The sequence below is a fragment of the Hoskinsella mucinilytica genome (genome assembly GCF_045223415.1).
In the GTDB taxonomy this organism is placed as follows: Bacteria; Bacillota_I; Bacilli_A; order Erysipelotrichales; family Erysipelotrichaceae; genus Hoskinsella; species Hoskinsella mucinilytica.
This window is the reverse complement of record NZ_JBEQZJ010000008.1, coordinates 36230-61025: the sequence shown is the minus strand read 5'-3', so window position 1 is coordinate 61025 and position 24796 is coordinate 36230. Positions and strand designations below refer to the sequence as shown.

The 24796-nt window shown below is 35.5% G+C and carries 18 protein-coding genes; 17 read left to right on the top strand and 1 reads right to left on the bottom strand.

Annotated elements, in window-relative coordinates:
• Window positions 1–20: 20 nt before the first annotated feature.
• On the bottom strand, window positions 21–470 hold the full coding sequence (locus UGRO018_RS04160) for a hypothetical protein (protein WP_416325195.1): 450 nt from the start codon (window positions 468–470) through the stop codon (window positions 21–23).
• A 188-nt stretch (window positions 471–658) separates the two neighbouring features.
• Here UGRO018_RS04160 and UGRO018_RS04155 point away from each other — a divergent pair, with 188 nt between their 5' ends.
• The 17 genes from UGRO018_RS04155 (at window position 659) to UGRO018_RS04070 (ending at window position 24796) form a co-directional block, all read left to right on the top strand.
• Window positions 659–1480, top strand: a complete 822-nt coding sequence (locus tag UGRO018_RS04155) for a ParA family protein (protein ID WP_416325194.1) — start codon at window positions 659–661, stop codon at window positions 1478–1480.
• Entirely contained in the window at window positions 1434–2384 is a 951-nt protein-coding gene (locus UGRO018_RS04150) for a ParB/RepB/Spo0J family partition protein (protein WP_416325193.1), read from the top strand. Before UGRO018_RS04155 ends, UGRO018_RS04150 begins: the two co-directional genes overlap by 47 nt.
• Window positions 2385–2582: 198 nt before the next feature.
• Window positions 2583–3218, top strand: coding sequence for a hypothetical protein (locus UGRO018_RS04145; RefSeq protein WP_416325192.1), 636 nt, complete (start codon window positions 2583–2585; stop codon window positions 3216–3218).
• Between the two features lie 48 nt (window positions 3219–3266).
• A complete protein-coding gene (locus UGRO018_RS04140; protein WP_416325191.1) occupies window positions 3267–8405 on the top strand; it encodes a SpaA isopeptide-forming pilin-related protein in 5139 nt (1712 codons plus the stop codon).
• 162 nt (window positions 8406–8567) lie between these two features.
• Window positions 8568–9068, top strand: a complete 501-nt coding sequence (locus tag UGRO018_RS04135; protein ID WP_416325190.1) for a hypothetical protein — start codon at window positions 8568–8570, stop codon at window positions 9066–9068.
• 31 nt (window positions 9069–9099) lie between these two features.
• Complete coding sequence (locus UGRO018_RS04125) at window positions 9100–17631, top strand: helicase-related protein (protein WP_463667550.1); 8532 nt, start codon at window positions 9100–9102, stop codon at window positions 17629–17631.
• Window positions 17632–17696: 65 nt separating this feature from the next.
• Window positions 17697–18038 (top strand): hypothetical protein, encoded by a 342-nt coding sequence (locus UGRO018_RS04120; protein ID WP_416325189.1) that lies wholly within the window; start codon window positions 17697–17699, stop codon window positions 18036–18038.
• A gap of 67 nt (window positions 18039–18105) precedes the next feature.
• Window positions 18106–19119, top strand: a complete 1014-nt coding sequence (locus UGRO018_RS04115) for a DUF3991 domain-containing protein (protein WP_416325188.1) — start codon at window positions 18106–18108, stop codon at window positions 19117–19119.
• Window positions 19120–19229: 110 nt separating this feature from the next.
• A complete protein-coding gene (locus UGRO018_RS04110) occupies window positions 19230–19403 on the top strand; it encodes a hypothetical protein (protein WP_416325187.1) in 174 nt (57 codons plus the stop codon).
• A 109-nt stretch (window positions 19404–19512) separates the two neighbouring features.
• The gene (locus tag UGRO018_RS04105) at window positions 19513–20322 is read left to right on the top strand and encodes a KilA-N domain-containing protein (RefSeq protein ID WP_416325186.1); all 810 of its coding nucleotides are present in this window, start codon (window positions 19513–19515) and stop codon (window positions 20320–20322) included.
• Between the two features lie 287 nt (window positions 20323–20609).
• Complete coding sequence (locus tag UGRO018_RS04100; RefSeq protein ID WP_416325185.1) at window positions 20610–20849, top strand: hypothetical protein; 240 nt, start codon at window positions 20610–20612, stop codon at window positions 20847–20849.
• A 363-nt stretch (window positions 20850–21212) separates the two neighbouring features.
• Window positions 21213–21563, top strand: coding sequence for a DUF6664 family protein (locus tag UGRO018_RS04095; protein WP_416325184.1), 351 nt, complete (start codon window positions 21213–21215; stop codon window positions 21561–21563).
• On the top strand, window positions 21560–21871 hold the full coding sequence (locus tag UGRO018_RS04090) for a hypothetical protein (RefSeq protein ID WP_416325183.1): 312 nt from the start codon (window positions 21560–21562) through the stop codon (window positions 21869–21871). The genes UGRO018_RS04095 and UGRO018_RS04090 overlap by 4 nt, the downstream gene beginning before the upstream one ends.
• A 68-nt stretch (window positions 21872–21939) precedes the next feature.
• Window positions 21940–22275, top strand: coding sequence for a DUF3848 domain-containing protein (locus UGRO018_RS04085; RefSeq protein WP_416325182.1), 336 nt, complete (start codon window positions 21940–21942; stop codon window positions 22273–22275).
• A 56-nt stretch (window positions 22276–22331) separates the two neighbouring features.
• Window positions 22332–22664: a plasmid mobilization protein gene (locus UGRO018_RS04080; protein WP_416325181.1), complete on the top strand. Its 333-nt coding sequence runs from the start codon at window positions 22332–22334 to the stop codon at window positions 22662–22664.
• Between the two features lies 1 nt (window position 22665).
• Complete coding sequence (locus UGRO018_RS04075; protein ID WP_416325180.1) at window positions 22666–24072, top strand: relaxase/mobilization nuclease domain-containing protein; 1407 nt, start codon at window positions 22666–22668, stop codon at window positions 24070–24072.
• Window positions 24035–24796, top strand: coding sequence for a PcfB family protein (locus UGRO018_RS04070; protein WP_416325179.1), 762 nt, complete (start codon window positions 24035–24037; stop codon window positions 24794–24796). The genes UGRO018_RS04075 and UGRO018_RS04070 overlap by 38 nt, the downstream gene beginning before the upstream one ends.

Here is a 24796-nt window from a genome sequence, read left to right as displayed (position 1 = left end):
TAGGCAGGTTTCCCTGCCATTTATGCATTGATCTGATGAACCACAAGATATGCATTGATGGTATTGTTGTGACAACATAAATCAAAACCATTCTCACAATCTGCCACAAGACTCAGCTCATCCTGCTCATTCAATATCAGAATACAAACCCCCGTTACAAATGTATTCTCACATAATGCAGGCATTCTGCTTTCCTCAATCAATAACTCATGATTCAATTCGATTCCGATACAATCACCAACACATGGCATATTTGACACCAACATTCCAAATTCAACCATATAGGTACCCGGTTGTCTTATGATCAAACTTTCGTAATCATCTGACACACAAACACCACATTGGATATTACTGATATCAAATGGCAATGCATCTTGTGAACAAAGCTGTTTGCCAGAATATGAATACATTCCCCCACTGGCAAATTGAGGAAGTAATGCCGATTCCCCCGCAGGTCCAGTATTCCCCATAGGTCCTTGTGGACCCTGTGGACCTGTTGCACCTGTGGCTTCATCGAACTTAGGACAAATTCAAATAACACGATAAATAAAGGATAATTTGACATAGCTATTTAATCATAAAGCACTGTTTCTTACGAAATGGTGCTTTTTACATAGCCAGTTTTAATAGAGCTGGCTTAAGGAAAGGAGAAAATAAAATGTCATATGGAAAAGTGATAGCCATATCTAATCAAAAAGGTGGAGTTGGGAAAACAACCACAAGTATCAATTTAGCGAGTGCCTTAAGTATCAACAGGAAGAAAGTTTTGTTGATCGATTTTGATCCTCAGGGTGATTCAGGCAAAGCATTAGGTTATCAGCCTAATAAATTGTCTAAGACAAGTGCTAATATGATGTTGGAAGTCATTGTAAGTGATAAATGTCAATATGATACTATCTTACATCACACAGAAGGGTTTGATTTTATACCAACGAATAATCGACTTGCTGCTATTGAATTAACATTGGCTAATCTAGAAAACAAAGAAACAGTTTTAAAGGACGTGATCACACCTTTAAAAAATCAGTACGATTACATTATCATTGATTGTAGTCCATCACTTGGAGCTTTAACAATCAATGCCTTTGCTTGTGCAAACAGCGTGATTATTCCAACACAATCAGAATATCTATCTTCAGCAGGAACAAAGGATTTAATTTCATCAATCTTGAAAACAAAAGAAGATATAAATCCTGAATTGGAAATTGAAGGAATTCTTGTGACAATGACAGATGAAAGAACTAATCAATCTAGAAATATTCAAAGTCAAATCACAGCAAAGTACGGTCAACATTTTCCAGTGTTTCCTAAAAGTATTCCTCGAAGGATTGCTATCAGTGAAGCATCAAGTGTGGGGCAAAGTATCTTCACATTTGATAAGAGCAATGATGGTGCGTTTGCTTATGCATCGCTAGCAAGGGAGGTGGAGCGTCATGCCAAGAAAGACCTTGAGCGACATGCAGATACCCGATCTCGATGAGGATATACTTTTTAAGTCAGAAAAGACAAAGCGAGAGGAAAAGGAAGAAAAAATCATTGATATTAAGATAAAAGATATTAGTGATTTTCCTAATCATCCGTTTAAAGTAAAAGAGGATCGAGAGATGTTTGAATTGGCTGATTCTATCACAAAGCATGGAGTGTCAATTCCAGCAATAGTTCGCCCTAAATCTGATGGTGGTTATGAAATGATTGCAGGTCATCGAAGAAAACTAGGCTGTATTCTTGCAGAAAAAGAAACAATTCCTTGTATTGTACGTCAAATGAGTGATGATGAAGCAACTATATTAATGACGGATACAAACTTACGACAGCGTGAAAAAATACTTCCATCAGAAAAAGCATTTGCATATAAAATGCGACTTGAAGCTATGAATGCACAAGGCAACAGAACCGATTTAACCTCGGCTCCATTGGGACCGAAGTTGAGATCTAATGAAAAACTGGCTGAAGAAGTTGAAGAAAGTGTAGCGCAAATCAAAAGATATGTTCGTTTAACCGATTTAATAGAACCTATTTTGGATATGGTGGATGAAAACCTCATTGCGCTACGCCCTGCGGTTGAAATTTCTTATTTAAGCAAAGAAAATCAACAATGCTTATTAGAGTATATGCAATGCAATGAATGTACGCCATCACATGCTCAAACTATTAAAATGCACAAGCTGGAGAAAGATGGTCTGCTATCAACCAAAGATTTAGAAGCTATTATGCAGGAAGAAAAGCCGAATCAAGTTGAAAAAATCAAGATACCAAAGAACCGTATTAGAAATTTCTTTAGTAACAAGACGTCTGAAAAGGAAATTGAAGATACTATTGTGAAAGCTTTAGAGCTATATCAGCGATACCAACAAAGAAAAAAAGCGGAGCGTGATTCAAGATAGCCTAATATACTGAAAAGGGGGTATTATCGAAAAAAATGATAGCCAAATTTTTTTGGAAATCCCCCTCTCACACTCTCCCCCTGTTACCAACTCAAAAAAAATCACCAACTCAAAAAAATATTATGTAGAAGAATTATGATACAATTGTGATAATAAGTTATATATGCTACATTATGTGTAGAAAGAGAGTTGATAAATGTGAAGAGAAAATATTGGATATGGTTCATTGTTGTGGGAATGTTCATGACTGGTTGCACGCAAGTTAATGAAGATAAGAAAGCTGAATCTCCCAAATTAAAGAGTGAAGAAAAAGTTGAAACTCAGAAAACAAATGTTGAAGATAAAAAGGATGATAATGGTGAAAAGAGCGATAAGACAGATTCTGTAATAGAGAGCAATCACCAAACTGAAACAAATCAAACCAAAGCAACTTCAAAGAATTCAGAGAATATAACAGAAAACTCTAAACAATCTTCATCTTTACCTAATAATCAACAGGAAATTATTTCACAGCCTTCTACTTCACAGGAACAACCTCAAACCGATTTACCTAAGCAGGAAGTATCAAAGCCACAGGTTACACCAAAGCCAGAGGAAACCAAACCAGTTAATCCTAAACCTTCTGATCCCAAGCCTTCTGTTCCAGTTTGTGATAATATGATTCCATCAGGTGCTTATCCAATAGATCGAGAAGCTGAAATTGATGCTCAGGTACAAGCCGAAATGACTGAAAATCAATTGCATGGTGATGGAACTTTTTCACAATATAAAACAGAATACGGTGAAACTGAATGTGGTACTAGATATTTCTACATCATTCGTATTTACAGTTAATTGAAGAGGTCATAACGATCTCTTTTCTTTTTGAAAGGAGCTAACAAAATGAAGTTAAAAAATAAAATTAAAAAAATATCTAAGGTGGCTCTTGCTGCCTTTTATTCTTTCTTTACCTTATTAAACACAACGCCAGTCATGGCAAGTACGCATACAGCTAGTTTTACAGCTACAGGATATGAAGCTAATATCAATTTCTCGATTGAAGATCGTTTTTCTGGCACAGTGAGCAGTCCCAAAAAATATCCAATATATGATTTCAGAATAGATGGACAAAAAGCATATTGTGTAGAGCCTGATGTTCAGATTTCAAATAACATTAACTATGCTCATGAGAAGATATATGGACGATCAGCATTCAAAAATATAGGATTTTCTGATGCTCAAATAGATCGTATGGGTTATATTTCTAGTCTTGGTTACGGTTTTAAAGGTGATAATTCCAAGGAAATGCTTGCGGCAACACAACTCTTAATTTGGAGAGTGAAGAAACCAAACGGATTTTCACAGATACCTTCAGCAGTACAAGCTAAAGTAGACATTATCAACAATAGATTGAATGTTATTTACTCGAATGTATCTTTTAAAAACAACACGGTAGAGTTACAAGGTTATGGGAAAGAACATGCAATTACTTTAACAGATGTTTCTAAAACATTTTCTGCTTATCTAACAAATAGCGTACCAAAGGGTATTCATGTTGAAAGAAACGATAATCAACTCACCATATGGGCTGATAAGAGTGCTTCTGATAATGGTAATATTGTTTTTGATGCCTATTATTTGAAAAATGAAGCTACAAATGCTGAAATTGGCTACTATCAACCATTGAATCAAACATTGGCTGTTTTTGGAGTGAAAGATCCAAAGAGTATGAGAGTATCCTATAAGGTGGCAGTACAACCCGAAACAGCAGATATTTCTTCAAAGAAAACAGGAAAAGGAAAAGTAGATGCTGAATTAAAATTGAACAAGACAGATAGAGATTCTAAGAAAGGAATCAAGGATATTGAGTTTGAGTTTTTTCGTGACGATGTTTCCCTTGGTAAAGCAAAAACAGATACAGATGGAAAAGTATCCATGTCCTCACATATCGAACAGGGATTTTCTTCTGCAACATATAGTGAAACGTATGTAACAAACTGGGATGACTTAAATTCTGCTATGCAGCTCTATAGCACATCACAGGGATGGTATCCATCTGAAAAGGAAGCACAAGCAGAAGCAGATAAAAAAGCACAGCAGGATTTAGATAGTCAAATCAATGCTTATCAAAATTCAAAGCATACGTATAAAGCAGTGGAAACAAACAGTGGCAAGTATTATTATCTTGACCCTGAAACAACCGTTTCTAAAGAAATGAATGGCAGTGGAGAAGTTGATCTAACAAAAGATAACCAGCGTTTTACTTTATCCATTCAATTAGACAAGTTTGACGAGGATATTCATAAGGTCATGAACGGTCTAACAGAAGAAGAATTCAATCAAAACAACAGCATAGTGCCTAGTGCGAATACTTCTACAGGAAGTAAACAGACACAGGGAGATGCGGTCTTAAGTGATGCAGTTTATGGTCTTTACGCAGCCAATGATATTTACAATCCAGAGAACAGAAAACAGGTTCTTTATCATAAAGGCGAGAAAGTCATGGAAGTCACTACAGACAAAAATGGTTATGCAGATACCAGTGCCTATACAGACAAGAATGGTAAAAAGGGTCTTTACTTCGGCTCTGCTGATGATAACAGTTGGTATTATTGGAAAGAAATCAAGGCTCCGAAAGGTTATGAACAATCTGATCTTTATTACCCAGTCACAAAAGATATGATAGTACAAGATGGAGAACCATATCACTTTCTAGTAAAAGTCGAAGCTTCAGATAAAGTACGTACAGGAAAATTTGAAATTGCGAAATTTATTACAGATGGTGAGAATAGTGAAATTACAAAACCTGAAGTAGATGCAGAATTCAAAGCAGTGGCTAAGAAATATTATGATGAAGCAAAAGGTAATATCCATCAAGCAATCGAACTGGCGAAGAAGAGTGGCACAAAGAAGGAATATACAGTTATGAAAACTGACAATACAGGAACTGCCTATTCTCCTGATCTAGCTTATGGAGCTTATGTAGTACAACAAACATCAAAAGGTACAAATGGTCAGGAAACAGAATTATATGCTGAACCATTTTTCTTTTATGTTGCTGAAACAACCGACGGACAGACTTACGTCTATGGTGAAGATGAAAAAGGTAATCACATTGGTTCCTCTACGGATGAAAGTGTGCATTTCTACATCAACAACCGTCCATTTGATTCTTATGTGCAAGTTGTGAAGAAAGATGCGGAAACAGGTAAAAACGTATCACTCAATTATGCAACATTCAAGGTACAGATGTTAGATGAAGATGAAAAGGCTATAACGAATTATAAAAAGAAAACGATTCGTACCGACGACAATGGCTATATTTCCATGAAGGTCGGCTCTAGCTGGTATTCTGAATTTACGACGAACTCAGATAATCGGATCAGTATAGGTAGTAAAATAGTGGATTTCTTTGCTTCTGATAAAAATTATGAAGAGAACGAGAGTTATGACAAAGCAAAAGTAAAACTACCAGTACCTTTGCCTGCTTCTAAATATAAGTTGACAGAAATTACAGCGCCAGATTATTTCGTAATCGCAAAAGAATCCAAAGTCTTTGAAATTACCTCTTCTAATGTATCAGGGAAAGATGAAGATGGCGAGCCAGTTGTGGAGATAGAAATGTCTAATAAAGAAGTCAAAGGACAGGTATCTGTAAAAAAAGAAGGAGAAGTCCTCACTTCGGTTGGAAAGGATAAGAACGGAAACATCCAATTCCATTATGAAGTGCAAGGTATTGCAGGTGCAATTTACGAAGTACGTGCTAGAGAAGATGTACTTGATCCAGCAGATGGAAGCATCATGTATAAAGCTGGTACGGTATTGGATACTATTACAACAGGAAAAGATGGTGTTGCCACCTCAAAGAAACTTCCATTATCAAAACTGGAAGTCGAAGAAATCAAAGCGCCTAATGGATTCATCATTACTCATGACATTCAGTATGCAGAATTGGAATATGAAGATCAGAATACTGAACTTGTTTTTGATTCTGTGACTTATTTCAATGAACGTCAAAAATTAGATATGAGTGTGATAAAAAAGGACTCTGAAACAAAGAAACCATTAGCTGGATCAACATTTGGTGTTTATGCAACTAAAGATATTAAATCAGCAACTGGCAAAGTAGTAGTTGAAAAAGGAACACTGATTGAAACAGCAATATCTGATTCCAAGGGGCTTGTTGATTTTAGTGCTGATTATCCATTATCAACTTATGAAATCAAAGAAATTAAACCAAGTATTGGTTATGCGACAAACAAAGATGTTTTAAAAGTTGATGGAACATATCAAGGTCAGAGCATTCCAGTCATTAAATATCGCAACGAAGTCTTAAATGAAATGACGAAGGTTGAAGTATACAAACAAGACATTACAGATGAATCAGAAATAGAAGGTGCATTATTAACGGTATATCCTAAAGAACAACAGGGAGAAATCTTTGATACTTGGATATCAGGACAAGATGGGGAAAATGAGGATGGAAGTATTAAGCCACATCTCATTAAGGGATTGGAAATCAATAAAACCTATATTCTGCATGAGGAAAGTTCCCCTTATGGCTTTGCTTTAACGAATGATATTGAATTTAAAATCAAGGATACTGGTGAAATTCAAAAGGTAACAATGAAAGATGAACTTGTCATGGGAACGTTAAAATGGAACAAGACCGGAGAAATATTTAATCAGGTCATTACTGGTCAAAACGAATTTGGTACGACATATTCCCCTGTTTGGAATGAATCCAACTTGCTAAATGCTGAAATCACAATCTATGCAGCAGAGGATATTAAGATTGGCAACAACGTCTATTACAAAGCTAATGAAAAAGTGCAGATACTGGAGAGTGATTTAGAAGCAAGAGTAAGCAAGAAACTTCCAGTTGGTCGCTATTATTATTTGGAGAGCAAGACACCACATGGTTATATTACTGATACAAACAAACATTATTTCAGTATTGAGGATAACCAATCAACAACCATTCAAATCGTTACTTCTATTCTTGAAAATAAACGACCTTCTTTTGATATTGATATGAAAAAAGTTATGGAACAACAGAGCTACTTTAAGAATGAAGAAGCCTATAAAGATGTTGTCTTTGGAATCTATGCTCGTGAGGATATTTACGACTATAAGGAACAAGTAGCAATCAAAAACAGCTCTATGATTGCGACTACAGGAATTGACGAACAGGGACATCTTGTCGATGTACCAGACCTCCCAAATGGCGTTTATTTCATCAAGGAACTGGCAACAAACAGCCAGTACAAACTGAATGACAAGGAATATGATTTTGAAGTTTCTTATCATGGAGAGGATGTATCTTGTTATACGATTCACATTGGAGATGCTGGTAAAGTAGAAAACAAACTGGCACGAGGAAATGTCAGAGTGAGAAAAGTAGACACCATTCATTCTGAAAAAATCATGAGTGGAATTACTTTCAATCTTTCTGTAAAAGAAGATATGTCAGAAGTAGTGGCAACCGCAATGACCGGCGATGATTCTGTTGCCTATTTTAATGATCTAGAATTAGGAACTTACTATATTCAAGAAGCAGAGCAACTTGATGGATATTCATTGAACAATCATATTTATAAAGCGATAGTAACAACTGATGGTATGGAGCTTGAAATCAAATGCGAGAATAAACCGACAGAAATTGTGTTTAGTAAAGTGGATATAACAAACAAAAGAGAACTAGAGGGTGCAATCATTACTGTAACAGACAAAAAAACAAATGAGGTCATTGATCAATGGACATCTACAAAAGATAGCCACATCATACGTTATCTTGTTGAAGGCAAGGAATATGTCATGACAGAAATTACTGCACCAAATGGTTATAAAAAGGCAGAAAGTATCACGTTTGTCGCAAAAGATGGTATGAAAGTAACCATGAGTGATGAAAGAAAACAGGAAGTTGTAAAAACAGGAGATGAAACAGACACATCAAAAGCAGTGTTACTTTTTGGTGTTTCATTGTTTGTGATTGGTTCTTTACTTTATCTGAAAAACAGAAAAAAGAATGATAATGAATAGTATATGGATATTGCTTGGTGCCATGATAGCCATACTGGCACTTAGAATTTATTTGGAGGTTAGGTTTTACCAAAAGTATAAAAAGAAATAGCGTAAGGGCGATGCAGTTCAATCGCCCTTTTACATACCCAAAGAACGGTATAGAGAAAGGATGGATAAAAAATGAATGATAAAACAAGTGAAGTTAGTAATCTGATGACAAAGAAGGAGTTTGATTCAGCGAGAAAATTTATCAATCGGTATTCACAATATACGCTAGAGGATATTCAACAGTCCCCTGTTGTTAGAAATAAATTTGAAAAATGGCAGATACGTGAAGAATTATCTAAGCTAGATTATTATCATAGGGGTATTCAGAGAAGCGATTCCTTTATCCAAATAACATTGGTTGACTTAGTGAATGCATTAGATCAAAATCCAAAGCTTAAAGAGTACGTGTTTTCCTATGCACAGAGCAATCTTGTGGAAAACTCATTAGATGATAAATTCAATACGATATGGGCAATAAAGAATTCTGATATAGATTTTCTTCAAGAATGCGATACAGAAGTTCGAGAAAACTTCTGTAAAAGTTTTCTTGGAGGGATAAAATCTATGCGGACAGAGTTAAGAGAAAAAAACAAGGAACTATCTACACCGCAAAAGAAAGATGTTAGCAGATAAAATTATGTAATGATCAAAGGAGGTGTCATATATGGCAATTCGATATGAAGAGGCAACACAACTATATCAAGAAACATTAAAACGAATCACAAAAGATGAGAAAAACTGGACTGCGTTTTTGAAAGTAGCATGTAAAAACTATCGTTTACCCTTTAGCGATATGGTCATGATCTATGCACAGCGACCTGATGCTACCGCAGTGTTGGAAATGGAAGATTGGAACCGGCGCTATGGATTGTGGATTAAAAGCGGTTCAAAAGGTATCGCAGTATTTGATGACGAATATCAGGGGAACGCAAGACTAAAATATTATTTTGATATATCAGACACGAGAGCATCAAAACAACATCGTCAGGTTCCTGTGTGGAATATGAAATTGGAATATGAAACAGAAGTCATAGAAACACTGATAGATAAATTCGGTCCATTAAATCAAAAGGATAAACTCGTTTCCGCAATCCTATCCTCAACAGCTAACATCGTAGAGGATAATATCAAAGATTATTTAAATGATTTACAATACTGTAAAGAAGGAACTATGCTTGAGGAACTAGATGAACAGAATACAGCAATCATTTATCAAAATGTTATCAATGCCAGTGTTGCTTATGCTGTGTTGACTCGTTGTGGTATTCATGCAGAGGATTATATCAGTGAAGATGACTTGCGACAGATTTCATTGTTTACGGGAACTAGTATCAATGCAGTTGGTGTGCCAGTGAAAGATATGTCGCAGATGATTATCAACGAAAACAGAAGAACGGTATTGTTGTTAGAACGCAATGAGAATCGCACATTTGCCGATGAGTCTGTAAAAAACTACAATGAAGATGAAAAAGAAACCACGATGGAAAGGAGTCAGGAATCATATGGAACTAAATTATATACAGATGGGAGAGTATCAGATACCCAATCTCACATTGAAACCGGAGAAGACGGTGGAGTTAGGCAAGTACGGATTGATGAGGAGAAAATATCTCAAGGAACACCATCCGATTCTGTTTACGAATTATTTGACAACACAGACCTTGAATCAACATCTAATGGAGATAGACAAGACAGCCAATCGACGCAAAGAACAGCTGATGACGCAGATGAAGGAAAAGATGGGAGTCAACGAGCAACTCAAGGAAGTCAACCAAATGGAATGGATACGTCAGATGAACAACATCGAGGAAACGATTCACGAACTGATCAAGAAAGAACTGATCTTCATTTAAATACAGAAACTGCAGGTACGAAGTCTTCCATACCTGCTTTTTTTACGCAAGATGAGTTTGAGGAACTTCTCAAATATGACCGTTTCCGTTCCCACAAGAATAAAGATATTCAAACAGTTTTTCAGTTCTTTGATGATAAGGAACATCGCCTTGCTTATATCAAAGAAAGTTTTACCACCACAATCATTGAATTTCTGTATCAAGAAGAAAGACTTGGATTTCAACGCAGTGAAGAAAAAGATATGTTAAGGGTCTGGAAAGGAAGTTATCTTAATCCGAAGTTTGAAGGGTATGTTACATGGGATGTTATTACTGCATATACAGAGGATATGATTCAACGAAATGCATGGGTTTCTATTCCTATAAAGCCACTTCTTTCTACACAGGAACAGCAATTGAACCTATTTGAAATAGAATCTTTTGAACCAGCTGAAAATAAAGAAAAGCTCCCCTTTTCTATGCCTCAGCATATCGTAGATGCGGTACTGGCAGAAGGTACAGAAGAACGGGATTCTAAGATACAAATTGCATTATTTCTATCACTTGATTTACCAATAAAAGAGAATGTCCAAATGCTGAAGAATTTATATAAAAAAGGCAGCAATGGTTTTATCATCGACAATAAGCATGTTGCCTATACATGGGATGGGGATGGTATTCACATTTCATGGGGAAAAGGAATCGTTACGTCATTTGATAAACAATCATTAAGCTGGGAGGATGTGTCAAAAGGTATTCGTAATCTGTTGGAAACAGGACGCTATATGCCACAGGAAGATTTGGATAAGCTGAATGATTATGAATATAAAGATATATCTGTAAAGCTATTGTATATGTGTCAAAACATGAATTTTGAAGTTAGTGACCATATGATGGAGCTTCGAGAATATTATCATATGGGATTTGTTGATGGTCCGCCTAAAGTAGCTGAGCTTCTCAAGACAAAAGATTTTTATGATCGAACGTTACAGGATTTATTTGAATTCAATCAAGCTTATCAGCAGAATCACGATCTCATGAACTGGAAACAGTATACACCGGATAAAATGATCACTGCTATGGAATATATAGCGATTCCTCATTTAGATTTTCGTGCAGCAGATTATCATGAACCTGATTATGCATATTTTATTACACAGGATACAATTGATGAAGTCTTGACTGCTGAGCATCGCACCAATCAAAAGTATGATACGTTATCATTTTACAGAAATCATAATGATAAAAAAGAGCGTATAAAATTCTTGAAAAATATTTGGGGAATGGCAGGAAATAATAGATACTTGTCTGACAGCAAAGGAATTGAAATCAAAACCGGTTCTTATAATAAGCCCTATGCAAAGACATTGTTGAAATGGAAAGATGTGGCAGATAGAATTGCTTATTTGATTGCACATGATAAATATCTTACAACAGAAGAAAAAGCAGGTATGGAAGATCATGAGCGACATACGATTACAATGGAAATCGAGAATTTCTTTTATCATCTGCCATTTCATAATATCCGCCCTTATCGCATAGCTTACGGGTTCTTTAATGAAGATAAGGCATTGTTCTCATTCCTTAGTAAAAAAGATAACATAGAGCATGTTTTGGATCTAATGCATATTGCACTTCGCAATACTGAGGAAGGTTCACAATATCATGAACAGATGAATGAGGAATTATCCCATGTATTGGAGTTCTATTATGGAACGTATTCTCTTTTTCATGAGAAGAAAGAACCGACAATTTACACGCCATACGAGCCGATATTAAGTGCAAGAGAAACCATAGCCAAAACTTTGACTACGTTTATGGCAGAATATGATCCAAACAATTTCAAGAATCAGTATCAAGAAACGGATTTTGAAGCAGCGGTTTCTGATACCCAAATGATGCTAAATGATATAGGAGGGTTAGAAGATTTAATCTTATTTCTGAATAAAATAGTTTATGAACAAATAGAAAATCCACTGTTTGATAAGGCAATGATTCTTCGTGAAGAAATCAGTATGCTGTATGCGGAAAGAAAAGGCAGTGACCTAACAAAAAACAGTGAATCAGGATATTCGTATGATCCAGTAATTTCAAATGAACAGCCACGTTATAATGACGGAGATATTGTTTTCTTTCAATATGAGAATAAACAGATCTATGGAAAAATTGAAGTGGTTGATGAAGATGAAGTTATCTTAAATCTATTCTCCGATAGTTATGATGGAGATGGAATGATAGAAGTAGATATTGAGGATTTTGAGAAAGCGATTCTTCATGATTATCGTAATGGTTATCTTTATGATCAAAACAGACCATTTTTTCGTGTTGAGAAGAAAGCACCGAAAATTTACACGCCATATGAGCCAATATTAAGTTCAAGAGAAACCATAGCTAAAACTTTGACTACCTTGATACCATATCAAGAAAATATAGAAACAAAACCAACTCAAAAAGAAACGTTCGTTGATATGCCTAGAAATGAGAAAGAAATCATCATTCCTAGGAAACTATATCCTAATGTATCTGATACAGAACGTCGCAACTACCAAATTACCGATGATAGCTTAGGCTCAGGTGGATTGAAAGAGAAATATCAAAATAATGTATCCGCAATAAAACTGTTAAAACAGCTGGAACAGGAACAGCGATTAGCTACTCCTGAAGAACAGCAAGTCCTATCAAACTATGTAGGATGGGGTGCCTTGGCAGATGCATTTGATGACACCAAAGAAAAGTGGAAAAACGAATATGAAGAATTGAAAGCAGTATTGAATGATACAGAATACAAGGCAGCGAGAGAATCTACTCTAACTGCCTTTTATACACCTCCAATCATCATAGAAGCAATTTATCAAAAGCTGATGGATATGGGATTGAAAGAAGGAAACCTGCTGGAACCATCTTGTGGTATTGGAAATTTTATGGGGATGCAGCCGGAAGGTATGGATTGCAATTTTTATGGTGTAGAACTTGACTCAATTTCAGGTAGAATTGCCCAGCAACTATATCAAAAGGCAACAATTGATATAAAGGGATTTGAACAGACAGAACTATCTGATAATCTGTTCGATGCAGTGGTTGGCAACGTTCCTTATGGTCAATTACCGGTATATGATCCTAAATACAATCAGCAGCACTTCATGATTCATGATTATTTCTTCGCTAAGGCACTAGATAAAGTCAAGGTTGGTGGTATTGTTGTATTTCTGACTTCTAAATTCACAATGGACAAGAAAAATAGGAACGTACGAAAGTATATTGCTCAGCGTGCTGATCTATTGGGCGCAATCCGTCTGCCTGATGATACCTTTTCATTAAATGCAGGCACAAGAGTGACCAGTGATATTTTATTTCTACAAAAACGAGAAAGACCATTTGTTGATGAACCTGAATGGCTGGATGTCATGAGCAATAAGGATGGTATCGTCATGAATTCATATTTTGTCAATCATCCTGAGATGTGCTTGGGTACGATGGTGGAAGAACCTTCACAGTATGGTGTATCTACTTCTTGCAAGCCTTATGAAAATGCAGATATTAAACAGCTGCTTGAAGATGCAATGAGTAATATCAAATCAGATATATCCATGGCTTCCTCGTTATATGTGGATGAAGAAGATCAATCCATTCCCGCAGATCCGACAGTACGTAATTACAGTTACTGTATCGTAGATGGAACTATCTATTATCGTGAGAATAGTAGGATGTATCCGTACACTACCTCAAAAACAGGAGAAAATCGTATACGAGGCATGATTCAAATTCGTGATGCCATGCGACAGCTCATTGTATATCAGACAGATGATGATCCACAGGATAAGATAGAACAGCAGCAGACACAGCTTCATGACCTTTATGATTCTTTTACCAACAAATATGATTTATTGAATAGTCGAGGAAATAAACAAGCATTTCAGGATGACAGTTCTTACAACCTAATTTGCTCGTTAGAAGTCTTGAATGAAGATAAGACATTGAAGAAAAAAGCAGATATTTTTTATAAACGAACCATAAAACCTCGCAAACAGCTTGCTTCTGTAAAATCAGCAAATGAAGCTCTAATTGTCTGTATGTCAGAAAAAGGTCATGTTGATTTTTCATTTATGACACAAATATCTGAAATGGAAGAGCCAGAACTTATACAGAGTTTAAATGGAGTTATTTATCCAAATCCTGAGAAGAAAGATGAAAATGGCAATCCTGTGTATGAAACAGCTGATGAATATCTATCAGGAAATGTGAGAGAGAAACTGATTTATGCAAAACATGCAGCAATGAAAGAACCACAACTTTATCAGATGAATGTAACTGCGTTGGAACAGGTTCAGCCGGAACCCATCAAAGCAGGAGATATTAGTGTACGTCTTGGAACAACATGGATACCAAGAGAACTCTATAAAGAATTCATGTATCAATTATTGGATACACCTAGCTATTATCGCAGTTCCATAGATATTCAATTTGTGACAAGCACACAAGAATGGAATGTAACGAGAAAATCGCTTGATTGTGGTGTAAAAGCGACGAAAAGCTTTGGAACACATCGTGTCAATGCCTATAAAATTATTGAGAATACGCTGAATCTAAGAGATGTTAAAGTGTTTGATAAGACTACTGATGAAAACGGAAAAGAAGTACGTGTATTGAATAAAAAGGAAACTGCTATCGCACAAGATAAACAGGATTTGATAAAATCAGAATTCAGTAATTGGATATGGAAAGATCCTGAACGAAGAGAACAATTATGTACGATTTATAATGAGAGATTTAATTCTATTAGAAATCGGACCTATGATGGAAGTCACTTATCATTCATCGGTATGAATCCTGATATTACTCTTCGAAAGCATCAGGTAGATGCCATTGCCCGTATCCTCTATGGCGGGAATACCCTATTGGCTCATTCCGTAGGTGCAGGAAAGACATTTGAAATGATCGCTGCAGGGATGGAAAGTAAACGACTTGGCTTTTGCAGTAAACCGTTATATGTAGTGCCGAATAACATCATCGGTGATTTTGCATCGGATTTTTATCGTTTATATCCTAGTGCAAATGTTTTGGTGGCAACAACCGATACGTTATCCAAAGCAAATCGCCATAAGTTCTTTGCACGTATTGCTGCCGGAGATTGGGATGGCGTCATCATCACACATAGCCAATTTATCAAAATGCCGATTTCAGCAGAGCGGCAACGAATCCAAATTAGAAATCAGGTAGAAGAGATTTCTAATAATATTAAAATGTTAAAAGAAAGTGATGGAGAACGTTTCACAATCAAACAGTTAGAAAAAATGAAGTATCAACTTTCAAGCAAATTGGATAAGCTCAATGATTCTACCAAAAAGGATGATATTCTTTGTTTTGAACAATTGGGCATTGATATGCTGTTTGTAGATGAAGCGGATCTGTTCAAGAACTTATTTCTTTACAGCAAAATGCGAAATGTATCAGGGATATCACAGACTGATTCTCAGCGTGCTTCTGATCTATTCATGAAAACACAGTATTTAAATGAACTTACAGGATATCGTGGTGTTGTTTTCGCAACGGGAACTGCGATATCAAACAGCATGGCAGAATTGTATACGATGCAAAGATATCTTCAATATGATGTGTTGAAAAAAAATGAACTTGAATCCTTCGATGCGTGGGCATCTACATTTGGAGAAACCGTTACTGCTATGGAACTATCGCCAGATGGAAAAGGTTTTAAGATGAAAACACGATTCTCTAAATTTTATAACTTGCCTGAACTTATGACCATGTTTCGTGAGGTCGCAGACATACAGACACCGGAAATGTTGAATCTACCAGTACCCAAAGTACAATTCGATATTATATCTGTTCCCGCCAGTGATGAACAGGAGAAGATGATAAAATCACTGGGAGAACGAGCAGAGAAAATAAGAAATCGTGAAGTAAAGCCATATGAGGACAACATGCTGAAGATTACATCGGATGGAAGAAAACTGGCATTAGATCAACGCTTAATGAATCCATTATTACCGGAACATGAAGGAAGCAAGGTCAATGCTTGTATTGAGCAGGTATACAAACTATGGGAAGATTCAGCAGATATCAAAGGCACTCAGTTGTTGTTTTGCGATTTATCTACACCAACAGCAGATTCTAAAAATATCAATGATGATGTCATAGCAGATTCAAATGATGTGTCAGTATTCAATAATGTCTATGAAGAAGTCAAAAAGAAACTGGTAAAAAAAGGCATACCATCCAATGAAATTGCGTTTATCCACGATGCTAAAACAGATATTCAACGAAAAGAATTGTTTGCGAAAACACGTCAAGGATCTGTACGTATCTTACTTGGGAGTACCAGCAAGATGGGTGCCGGCACGAATGTGCAGGATTTGATTGTTGCTTTGCATGATCTTGATTGTCCATGGCGACCAAGAGATCTAGAGCAACGGCGTGGACGAGGAATCCGACAAGGCAATATCAATGAAACTGTGCATGTCATCCGATATGTGACCGAAGGAACATTCGATGCCTATTTGTATCAGACCATAGAAAAGAAACAGCAGTTTATCTCACAGGTACTGACAGGGAAAACACCGCAAAGATCCATGGAGGAAATTGATGATGCAGTTATGGAGTATGCTGCAATCAAGGCGATTGCCTGTGGTGATCCTAAAATTATGGAACGTTGCAATCTGGAGATGGAAGTCAATAAGCTGAATACGTTGAAAGCCAGTTATCAAAATCAAATCTATGAATTACAAGACAGTATTTTAAAAACGTATCCCAAACAGATTGCATTGAATAAAGAAATCATTCAATTAACTCAAAAAGATATTTTGATAAGAGATCAGCATCCCCTTTTAGATGGAGAGGAGTTTATTGGTATGGAATTAGGTGGTGTTCATTATCAGGACAAAGCAGAAGCAGGCAACATGCTGCTTTTACTTTGTAGAAAACACACATCCTCAGAACCTGTATTGATTGGCAATTATCGAGGATTCGATATGAAAGTTTCTTTTAATCAATTTAATGCTGAATATATGCTCACATTAGAACATGGATGGGAATATACAATTTCGTTAGGAAGCGATAAATCCGGAAATCTTACAAGGATCAATAACGCACTGAATGGTATTGAGAAAATCAAAGAGAAAGCAGAAACAACCTTATCTTTGGTTCAATCACAACTGGAAACAGCTAAAATAGAGGTAAATAAACCATTTGAGCATGAAGATAAATTACAGGAGAAAAGCAAAAGGCTTGCGAAACTGACCATCGAATTGAAACTTGATGAAAAAGAGCCTTCGATTATTGATGAGAATGAAATTGATACAGTTGATGACAGGGAAACAAATCGAAGATCAAGACAAAGAGAAAGATAACGCTCATCGTACATTTGCGAATATGGCTATCCATTTCTATAATAAAAGTGGGAAAGGAGGAGCTTATGAAATTTATTGATTTATGGGATGATGAGTATATCACATTGCGTAGTCCATTTGTTACAAGAATGTATGATGTACCTACAAAAAAATTATGTAATCTATCAGATAAGTATCGAGAACTGAAAAAAAGAAAAGATAAATTAGAAGAGGACTATCCGTTTATATCTTCACTGAGTGATGATACTGAATTGGAAAAGGAAACATATTCAAGAGAAGATATGAAAGCCTTACAGGAATTTTTTAGTGTTGTACGAATGATGGATAATTATGAACAGTTAGAAATCTACAAATTAGGTTATCATGATTGTATGAGATGGTTGCAAATGATTGGTTTATATGATTAATAAAATGATTGAAATGTTAGGAGAGCCTGAAATATGGTTCTCTTTTCATTTGAAAGGAGCAGAGGTTATGGCATATATCAAGCCAGCGGAACTGGAAAAAATAAAAAAGGTAGATTTACTCACTTACCTTTCTAACTATCAGCCTGAACGATTGAAAAAGATCTCACATGATACGTATTGTATAAGAAATCACGACAGCTTGCATATATCTAATGGATTATGGCATTGGCAGTCTATGGGAATAGGAGGAAAATCAGCTTTGGATTTTCTCATTAAAGTAGATCACTATTCCTTTTTGGAAGCTGCAAAGATTCTTGCGGGCAACATGGAGTTAAAAGCACTTAAATATGTTCCTTATTCAGAAAAGGAAAAAGACAAGAAGCTGCAGCGTCCCTTACCATCGAAAAGCAATCAGGAAACTTTAGATTACCTGTTAGGTAGAGGAATCGCATATGAGGTAATTCATTACTGTATTGCACATTATTTGATTTATCAGTGTGAGTATCAAAATAAGGAAACGAAAAGGACCTATAAAAATGTTGCCTTTGTTGGTTATGATAAAGAAACACAGAAAGCACGTCATGTTGCATTACGTGGTATCAACAGTGATTTCAAAGGAGATGCAGCTGGAAGTGATAAGCGATACAGCTTTTGTATTGAATCAGCAGATCCTGATTGTAGAATCGTTCATGTAAATGAAGCACCTATTGATGTTTTATCACAGGCTACCCTATTTATCCTTGATAAAAAAGAATTTAATCAGGAGTATATTCTAGCACTAACTGGTGCATATGCTCCACAAAATGAAACAAAAGAAATCAAGATTCCCCTAGCATTGATACAGTTTCTAAAAGATCATCCTAAGGTAAATACGATTGTATTTCACTTAGATTTAGATAGGACAGGTAGAATGGCAACAAAGTTGATTATTGAAAATATGAAAGTGAAAATGCCTAATTATATCTGCCTTGATGAACCACCACAACATTACAAGGATGTGAATGATAACCTTTGTATTAGATTAGGAATACAGCCAACTAAAACAAGAAAAGAGAAATTCAAGGAATACGAAAAAGGATAAAGATATTTTCTGTTGTAGCCTTAATTTTCTTTTTCATATATTGTACTTTATCAAATTCAATGTTAATATGACTGTAGTTAAAATTAGAATTTGTAAGTGAGGTGACAAGAATGTATAAAACTGAATTAGTAGATGATATCTCTGTAGGAAATGTGACAAATAAAATTGATCAGAAAATAGCTGAAATGGAGAAGAGCGGTTATCGTTTAATCACTATGTCATTTTTAGGCACACAAAGAGCAGTTTTAGTTTTTAAAAAAGGATTAAAAGGGAGCTTATTGTAAGATTATAAATTTGAATTTGTGGAGATACAATAATAGATTTAGTAAGAGAGATAGTGATTATTTGTGCAATAATAAATGTAAAAAAATAGGTACTAATAAGGAGAAAATTATGGAGAAATTAAAAGTATTAGATAATGAAATCTCGGTGAAAACGATTGATAATAAGGATTTTATATCACTTACAGATATGTTGAAATCGAAAGATGGTGAATTTTTTATATCCGATTGGTTAAGAAATCGTAATACAATTGAATTTTTAGGTGTATGGGAAAGTATGTATAATCCAGATTTTAATTATGGCGAATTCGCCATAATTAAAAGTAATGCAGGATTAAACAGTTATAAAATTAGTGTAAAAGAATGGTGTGCCAAAACGAACGCTATTGGTTTAAAGGCAACGGCAGGAAGATATGGTGGAACATATGCACAATCTGATATTGCATATGAATTTGCATCTTGGATTTCGGTGGAATTTAAACTATATTTGATCAAAGAATTTCAGCGTTTGAAATTGGAAGAACAAAAGCGATTAGGTTGGGATGTACGCCGAGAGTTGACCAAAATAAATTATTTAGTGCATACCGACTCTATAAAAGAAAATCTTATTCCAACCCTTAATGATAATCAGAAAAAAGTTGTGTATGCAAGTGAAGCTGATTTGTTAAATGTAGCATTATTTGGTAAAACAGCTCGTGAGTGGAAAAATGAAAATCCGAAACTAAAAGGTAATATAAGAGATTATGCAACAATTGAACAATTATTGATTTTGGCAAATCTTGAAGTGTTAAATGCAGAATATATAGAAGCTGGAATAACGCAATCAATAAGACTAGAAAAACTTAATAAAAGTGCAGTTAGACAATTAGAATCATTGCAAAAAAGAATTGAAGTATCAAAGGTATTAACAGTAGATAAATGATTTGTATAGATAGTAATTTTATCTTCAGAAAAAATAATAAAAATCCCAGTTTATAGTTATCTTTGAATAATAAATCTTTTGAGCTAGTAAAGCAAAATACGTATATGGATACACAAGTATTAAGAATAGAATGCACTATACCAGCAAGCACTGGATATGGATAGCCTTAACCACTATCCTTCTCCTTTTTCTATGGATGATTCCCTAGCACCCTTTTCTTAGCATAGTAATCTATATTCAATTATGCTAAAATGAGTATATAAATTAGAATTTGTGGAGGTAATAAAATGGAAGATATTATTATCATTTGTTTAGTCGGAGTAATTATTTTTGCTATTATAATATGTTTGATAATTGCAACGGTACAGAGTAAACATAATTTTAAATGTAAAAATTGTGGTAAAGAATTTCACCCAAAATGGACGCAAATGATTTTTGAAGTACATTTAATGAAGGAACATAAAATAAAATGCCCATATTGCGGGGTTAAAGATTATTGTACAGACGAGGGAAAAATCAGAAGATAAATCCCAGTTTATCGGTGTTTGGTAAGATTAAAAATGGAGTCATGTGTAAAAAAATAAAGAGGTGGTAGCGTGAGAAGCCTATGGAAACAAATAAGAAACTTCTTTATAAATCATTTTGAAACTATTTGGTTTTTGTTTGGCGATGATACTTTTGAATCTTGGGATGAATTTAAGAAAAGGGATGGTATGAAGTGAAATCCATCTCTTTTTCTAAACATACAGGTTGTGAATTATACCAAGGCAATTAATCGATGCAATTTATATGACATACCTTCTAACGCACTAAATGAAAGACAATTTGCACATTTGTCTAATTCCTCGATATTGTTTATAGTGTATATAGATAAATAGGAGGTTGATGTTATGGAGTTAACGAGAGATAGTATTCAAAGTGTTACACTAGAGAACGCTTTAACGAGGGCGGTACAATATCTAGAAGAATGTGATGATGATTATAAACACCTCATCATGGAACGAAACGAAATTATGGATAAATATCACAATATGTTAAATTTTCTTGAATATGAGAAACCAAAGCAATTATCAGACGATGAACATAAAGCAATGATTCATTATTTAGAATTAGAAAGTCGAATAGAAGATATGAAGCGTTATGCAATTTATCTATGCGGTCATTTGGATTGCTCGACCTATTTGCAGATGTTGAACAATTTTGCTATAGCGAGTGAACATGTGTTGGAGAATGAATTATGAATGCATATGAGCAAATATATGAGATGTTGCATTATCATTTTGAATCTTTAGATCGCCAAGGTATGAGTGCATTAAAGAAAATTAGTTCGGATTATAAAAACAATTATGAAGAGTCAATGGCGATATTGGATACACCTTTTATGACCACTCTATTGAATGATCAAATGACAGAGCCGATGACACCGGAACAGGCAAAGACCGTAGTAAGGTATATAAAATTGCAAAGCCTGCTTGAATATGAGTTGAGATTCATGTTTTATCTATATGGCATGAAAGATGCAACTGCATTTTTTAACATAATGAAATAAGATGATTGTCTACATAGCCACTTGGTTTAATTACTGAGTGGCTTTTTATATGAAAGGAGTTGATAGAAATGGATAGAAGTAAAATGTTAAATGAAATGCTCAATGATAAAGTTCAAAATGAATACAATACATTCATTGAAAAACTTAAAGGGTTATCTCCTGTTGAAATTATTGAGCATTCTTATGAGAAAGTCTTTAAGGAGGATTTAGCAATGGCATTAAGTGAAAAATCACTATCTTCAGATGAAGCCAAAGCAATGCTTTCCTTGAAGTATCCACTTGACGCACTTTATCAAGAATGGATGAAAACAGATATATCCTATATGGATATGCTCAGTGACATCGTTGATTACAAAGTAGAATCTGCAGTTAAAGAAATGAAAAAGCAAAATAGAGAACGATAAACAGCGGGAAGTTTGATGATAGGTCAGCTTCCTTTTGTTTATAGAATGGAGGAACTATGAGAAAAAGAAATATTGCAATAATTACAAGATTGAATAGGCGTGAACAGCAACATCTTAAAAATCTTGTGAAGAAGTCGGGGTTATCACAGGAGGCATATATTCGTCATCTGATCAACGGTGTTGTGCCTGTGGAAGCTCCTTCAGCAGATTACTATGCCATGATGAAGGAACTTCATGCTGTGGGAAATAACTTAAATCAAATCGCTCGTAAGGCTCATCAGCTTAACGTCGTTGATGTACAGCAATATGATCAAGCAGTAAAAGAATTTGAAAAGGCAGTTACAAAAATAACTGAAGCAGTGATTTTGCCAAAGTCAATGAAGTTTTAATATGGCAACAACATCAATTTGGGATGTCAAGGGATGGCTTGGCAAGATTGTGATCTATGTGGAAAATCCGGAAAAGACAAAGAATCCTGATTTTTACGAGAAACAGGATATAGATGATAAAGGTACAGAAGCATTACAGGATGTTATCGGCTATGCCATGAGAGAAGAAGCTACTTTTTCAGAAGTAACAACAGAGCGATTTGTATCCGGTATCAACTGCTCAATCCATACAGCAAGAACAGAAATGCTTGCAGTAAAAAAGCGTTATGGAAAAGAAGATGGGATCGTAGCCTTTCATGGTTATCAATCATTTGCGGAAAATGAAGGTACTCCAAAGATTGCACATGAGATTGGGATAAAACTTGCCAATGAATTATGGGGCGAACGTTTTCAGGTTATTGTCGCAACCCATCTTGATAAGCAAAAACATATTCACAATCATTTCGTGCTGAATTCTGTTTCTTTTAGGGATGGATACCGTTATAACGATTGTACCAAGACCTATATGCAAATGCGAAAGGCTTCCGATCGCATTTGTAAAGAATATGGTCTATCTGTCATAGAGAACCCACGACGTGGCAAAGCAAAACAGTATGGAGAGTGGAAAGCAGAACAGGAAGGCAGACCGACATGGCGGAACCTCATTAAAAGTGATGTAGATGAAGTGATTCAACAATCTATGACAGACAAGCAATTTTTTTACTTGCTCAGACAAAAAGGCTATACGATCAAACAAGGAAAAGATATAACAGTGCGTCCTCAAGGGAAAGAACGTGGAATCAAGCTGGCACGTAATCTTGGCGAAGAATATACCTATGATGCCATTTGTAAAAGAATACTTGCAAACGATCATCGTAAATTAGCAGATAAGAAACCTAAGCAAAAAGTGACAGTGTTAAGGTTCCATGGTTCTCTAAAAAAACAACGCAGTTTTAAAGGTCTAAGAGGATTGTATCTCAGTTATTGTTTTAAACTGGGTATTCTTCCCAAAGACAAGCAGGTATCAAATGCAAGACTTCATTTTTTATTGAGAGAAGATCTTGCAAAATTAGAAACTATCAATAAAGAAACAAGGCTGTTGTGTGTTCACAAGATTGAAACTTCACAACAGCTTTTTTCATACCAATCGAAGCAGGAGAAAATGATGAAATCGCTGGTGGATGAGCGTAAGCATCTTCGCTATCGTTTACGCAGTGTGCATGATGACGATACCAAAAACATGCTCAAACAGAAGATCAAAAACCTCACTGTTGAGATTGGTGTTTTACGAAAGGAGGTGGTACTCTGCGAAAATATCGCAAAGCGTTCTGAAGTAATAAAAGCAAAACTGAAAGTCGTTCATGACGATGAAAGAAAGGAGGAGTCGCAAATTGAACACAGGAGGAGATGCAGCCGAACAAGTCATTAGGATGAGCTTGAATGGTGCAGAAGTTGCCTTAAAAATCAGTGGCGTAGCAGCGAAGGAAGTTGCGACCATGCTGTATGCTATTTTAAAGGACAACAAAAAAAGTAAAGGGCGTACACGTTTAGAAAATCTGATTAAAACAGGACGACCACTTACGATCTTTACGGTCAAAGTCGATGATTTTGATCAATTTAAAAAGGAAGCCAAACGTTATGGCATTTTGTATTGTGCTGTACGTAATGGACGAGGTACAGAAGATGGCATGGTAGATGTCATGGTCAAACAGGAAGATGCCAGCAGAGTAGATCGCATCGTGGATCGCTTTAAGTTATCGGATGTCAGCCAATCAGCTCAAATCAAGGCGGACATTGAAAAAACACGCAGTATCAAAAAACAAAGGGATGTTCTAGAACAGGAAAAACCGGAAAAGTCAGAGAATGAAAAGGTAATGGAACAGATATTTACGAAACCTTTGCAGAAGGAAGAAGCTTCAGTAAACCCCAAGGTGGCGAAGATGGAGAACTCCCGTCCATCCGAGCCTATCTCAAAACAAATCGAGGGGGAACCTTTTAAACTTCCAAAGCCAAGCGTGAAAAAAGAATTGGCAGAAATCAAGAAAAAACAGGAACAGAAATTAGCAGAACCACAGAAAGAAAAAGCAAAGCAATTACAGCATGCGGATATAAAACACACCGAAGCTAAGAAAAGAAAGAGAAAAGAGAGGTAA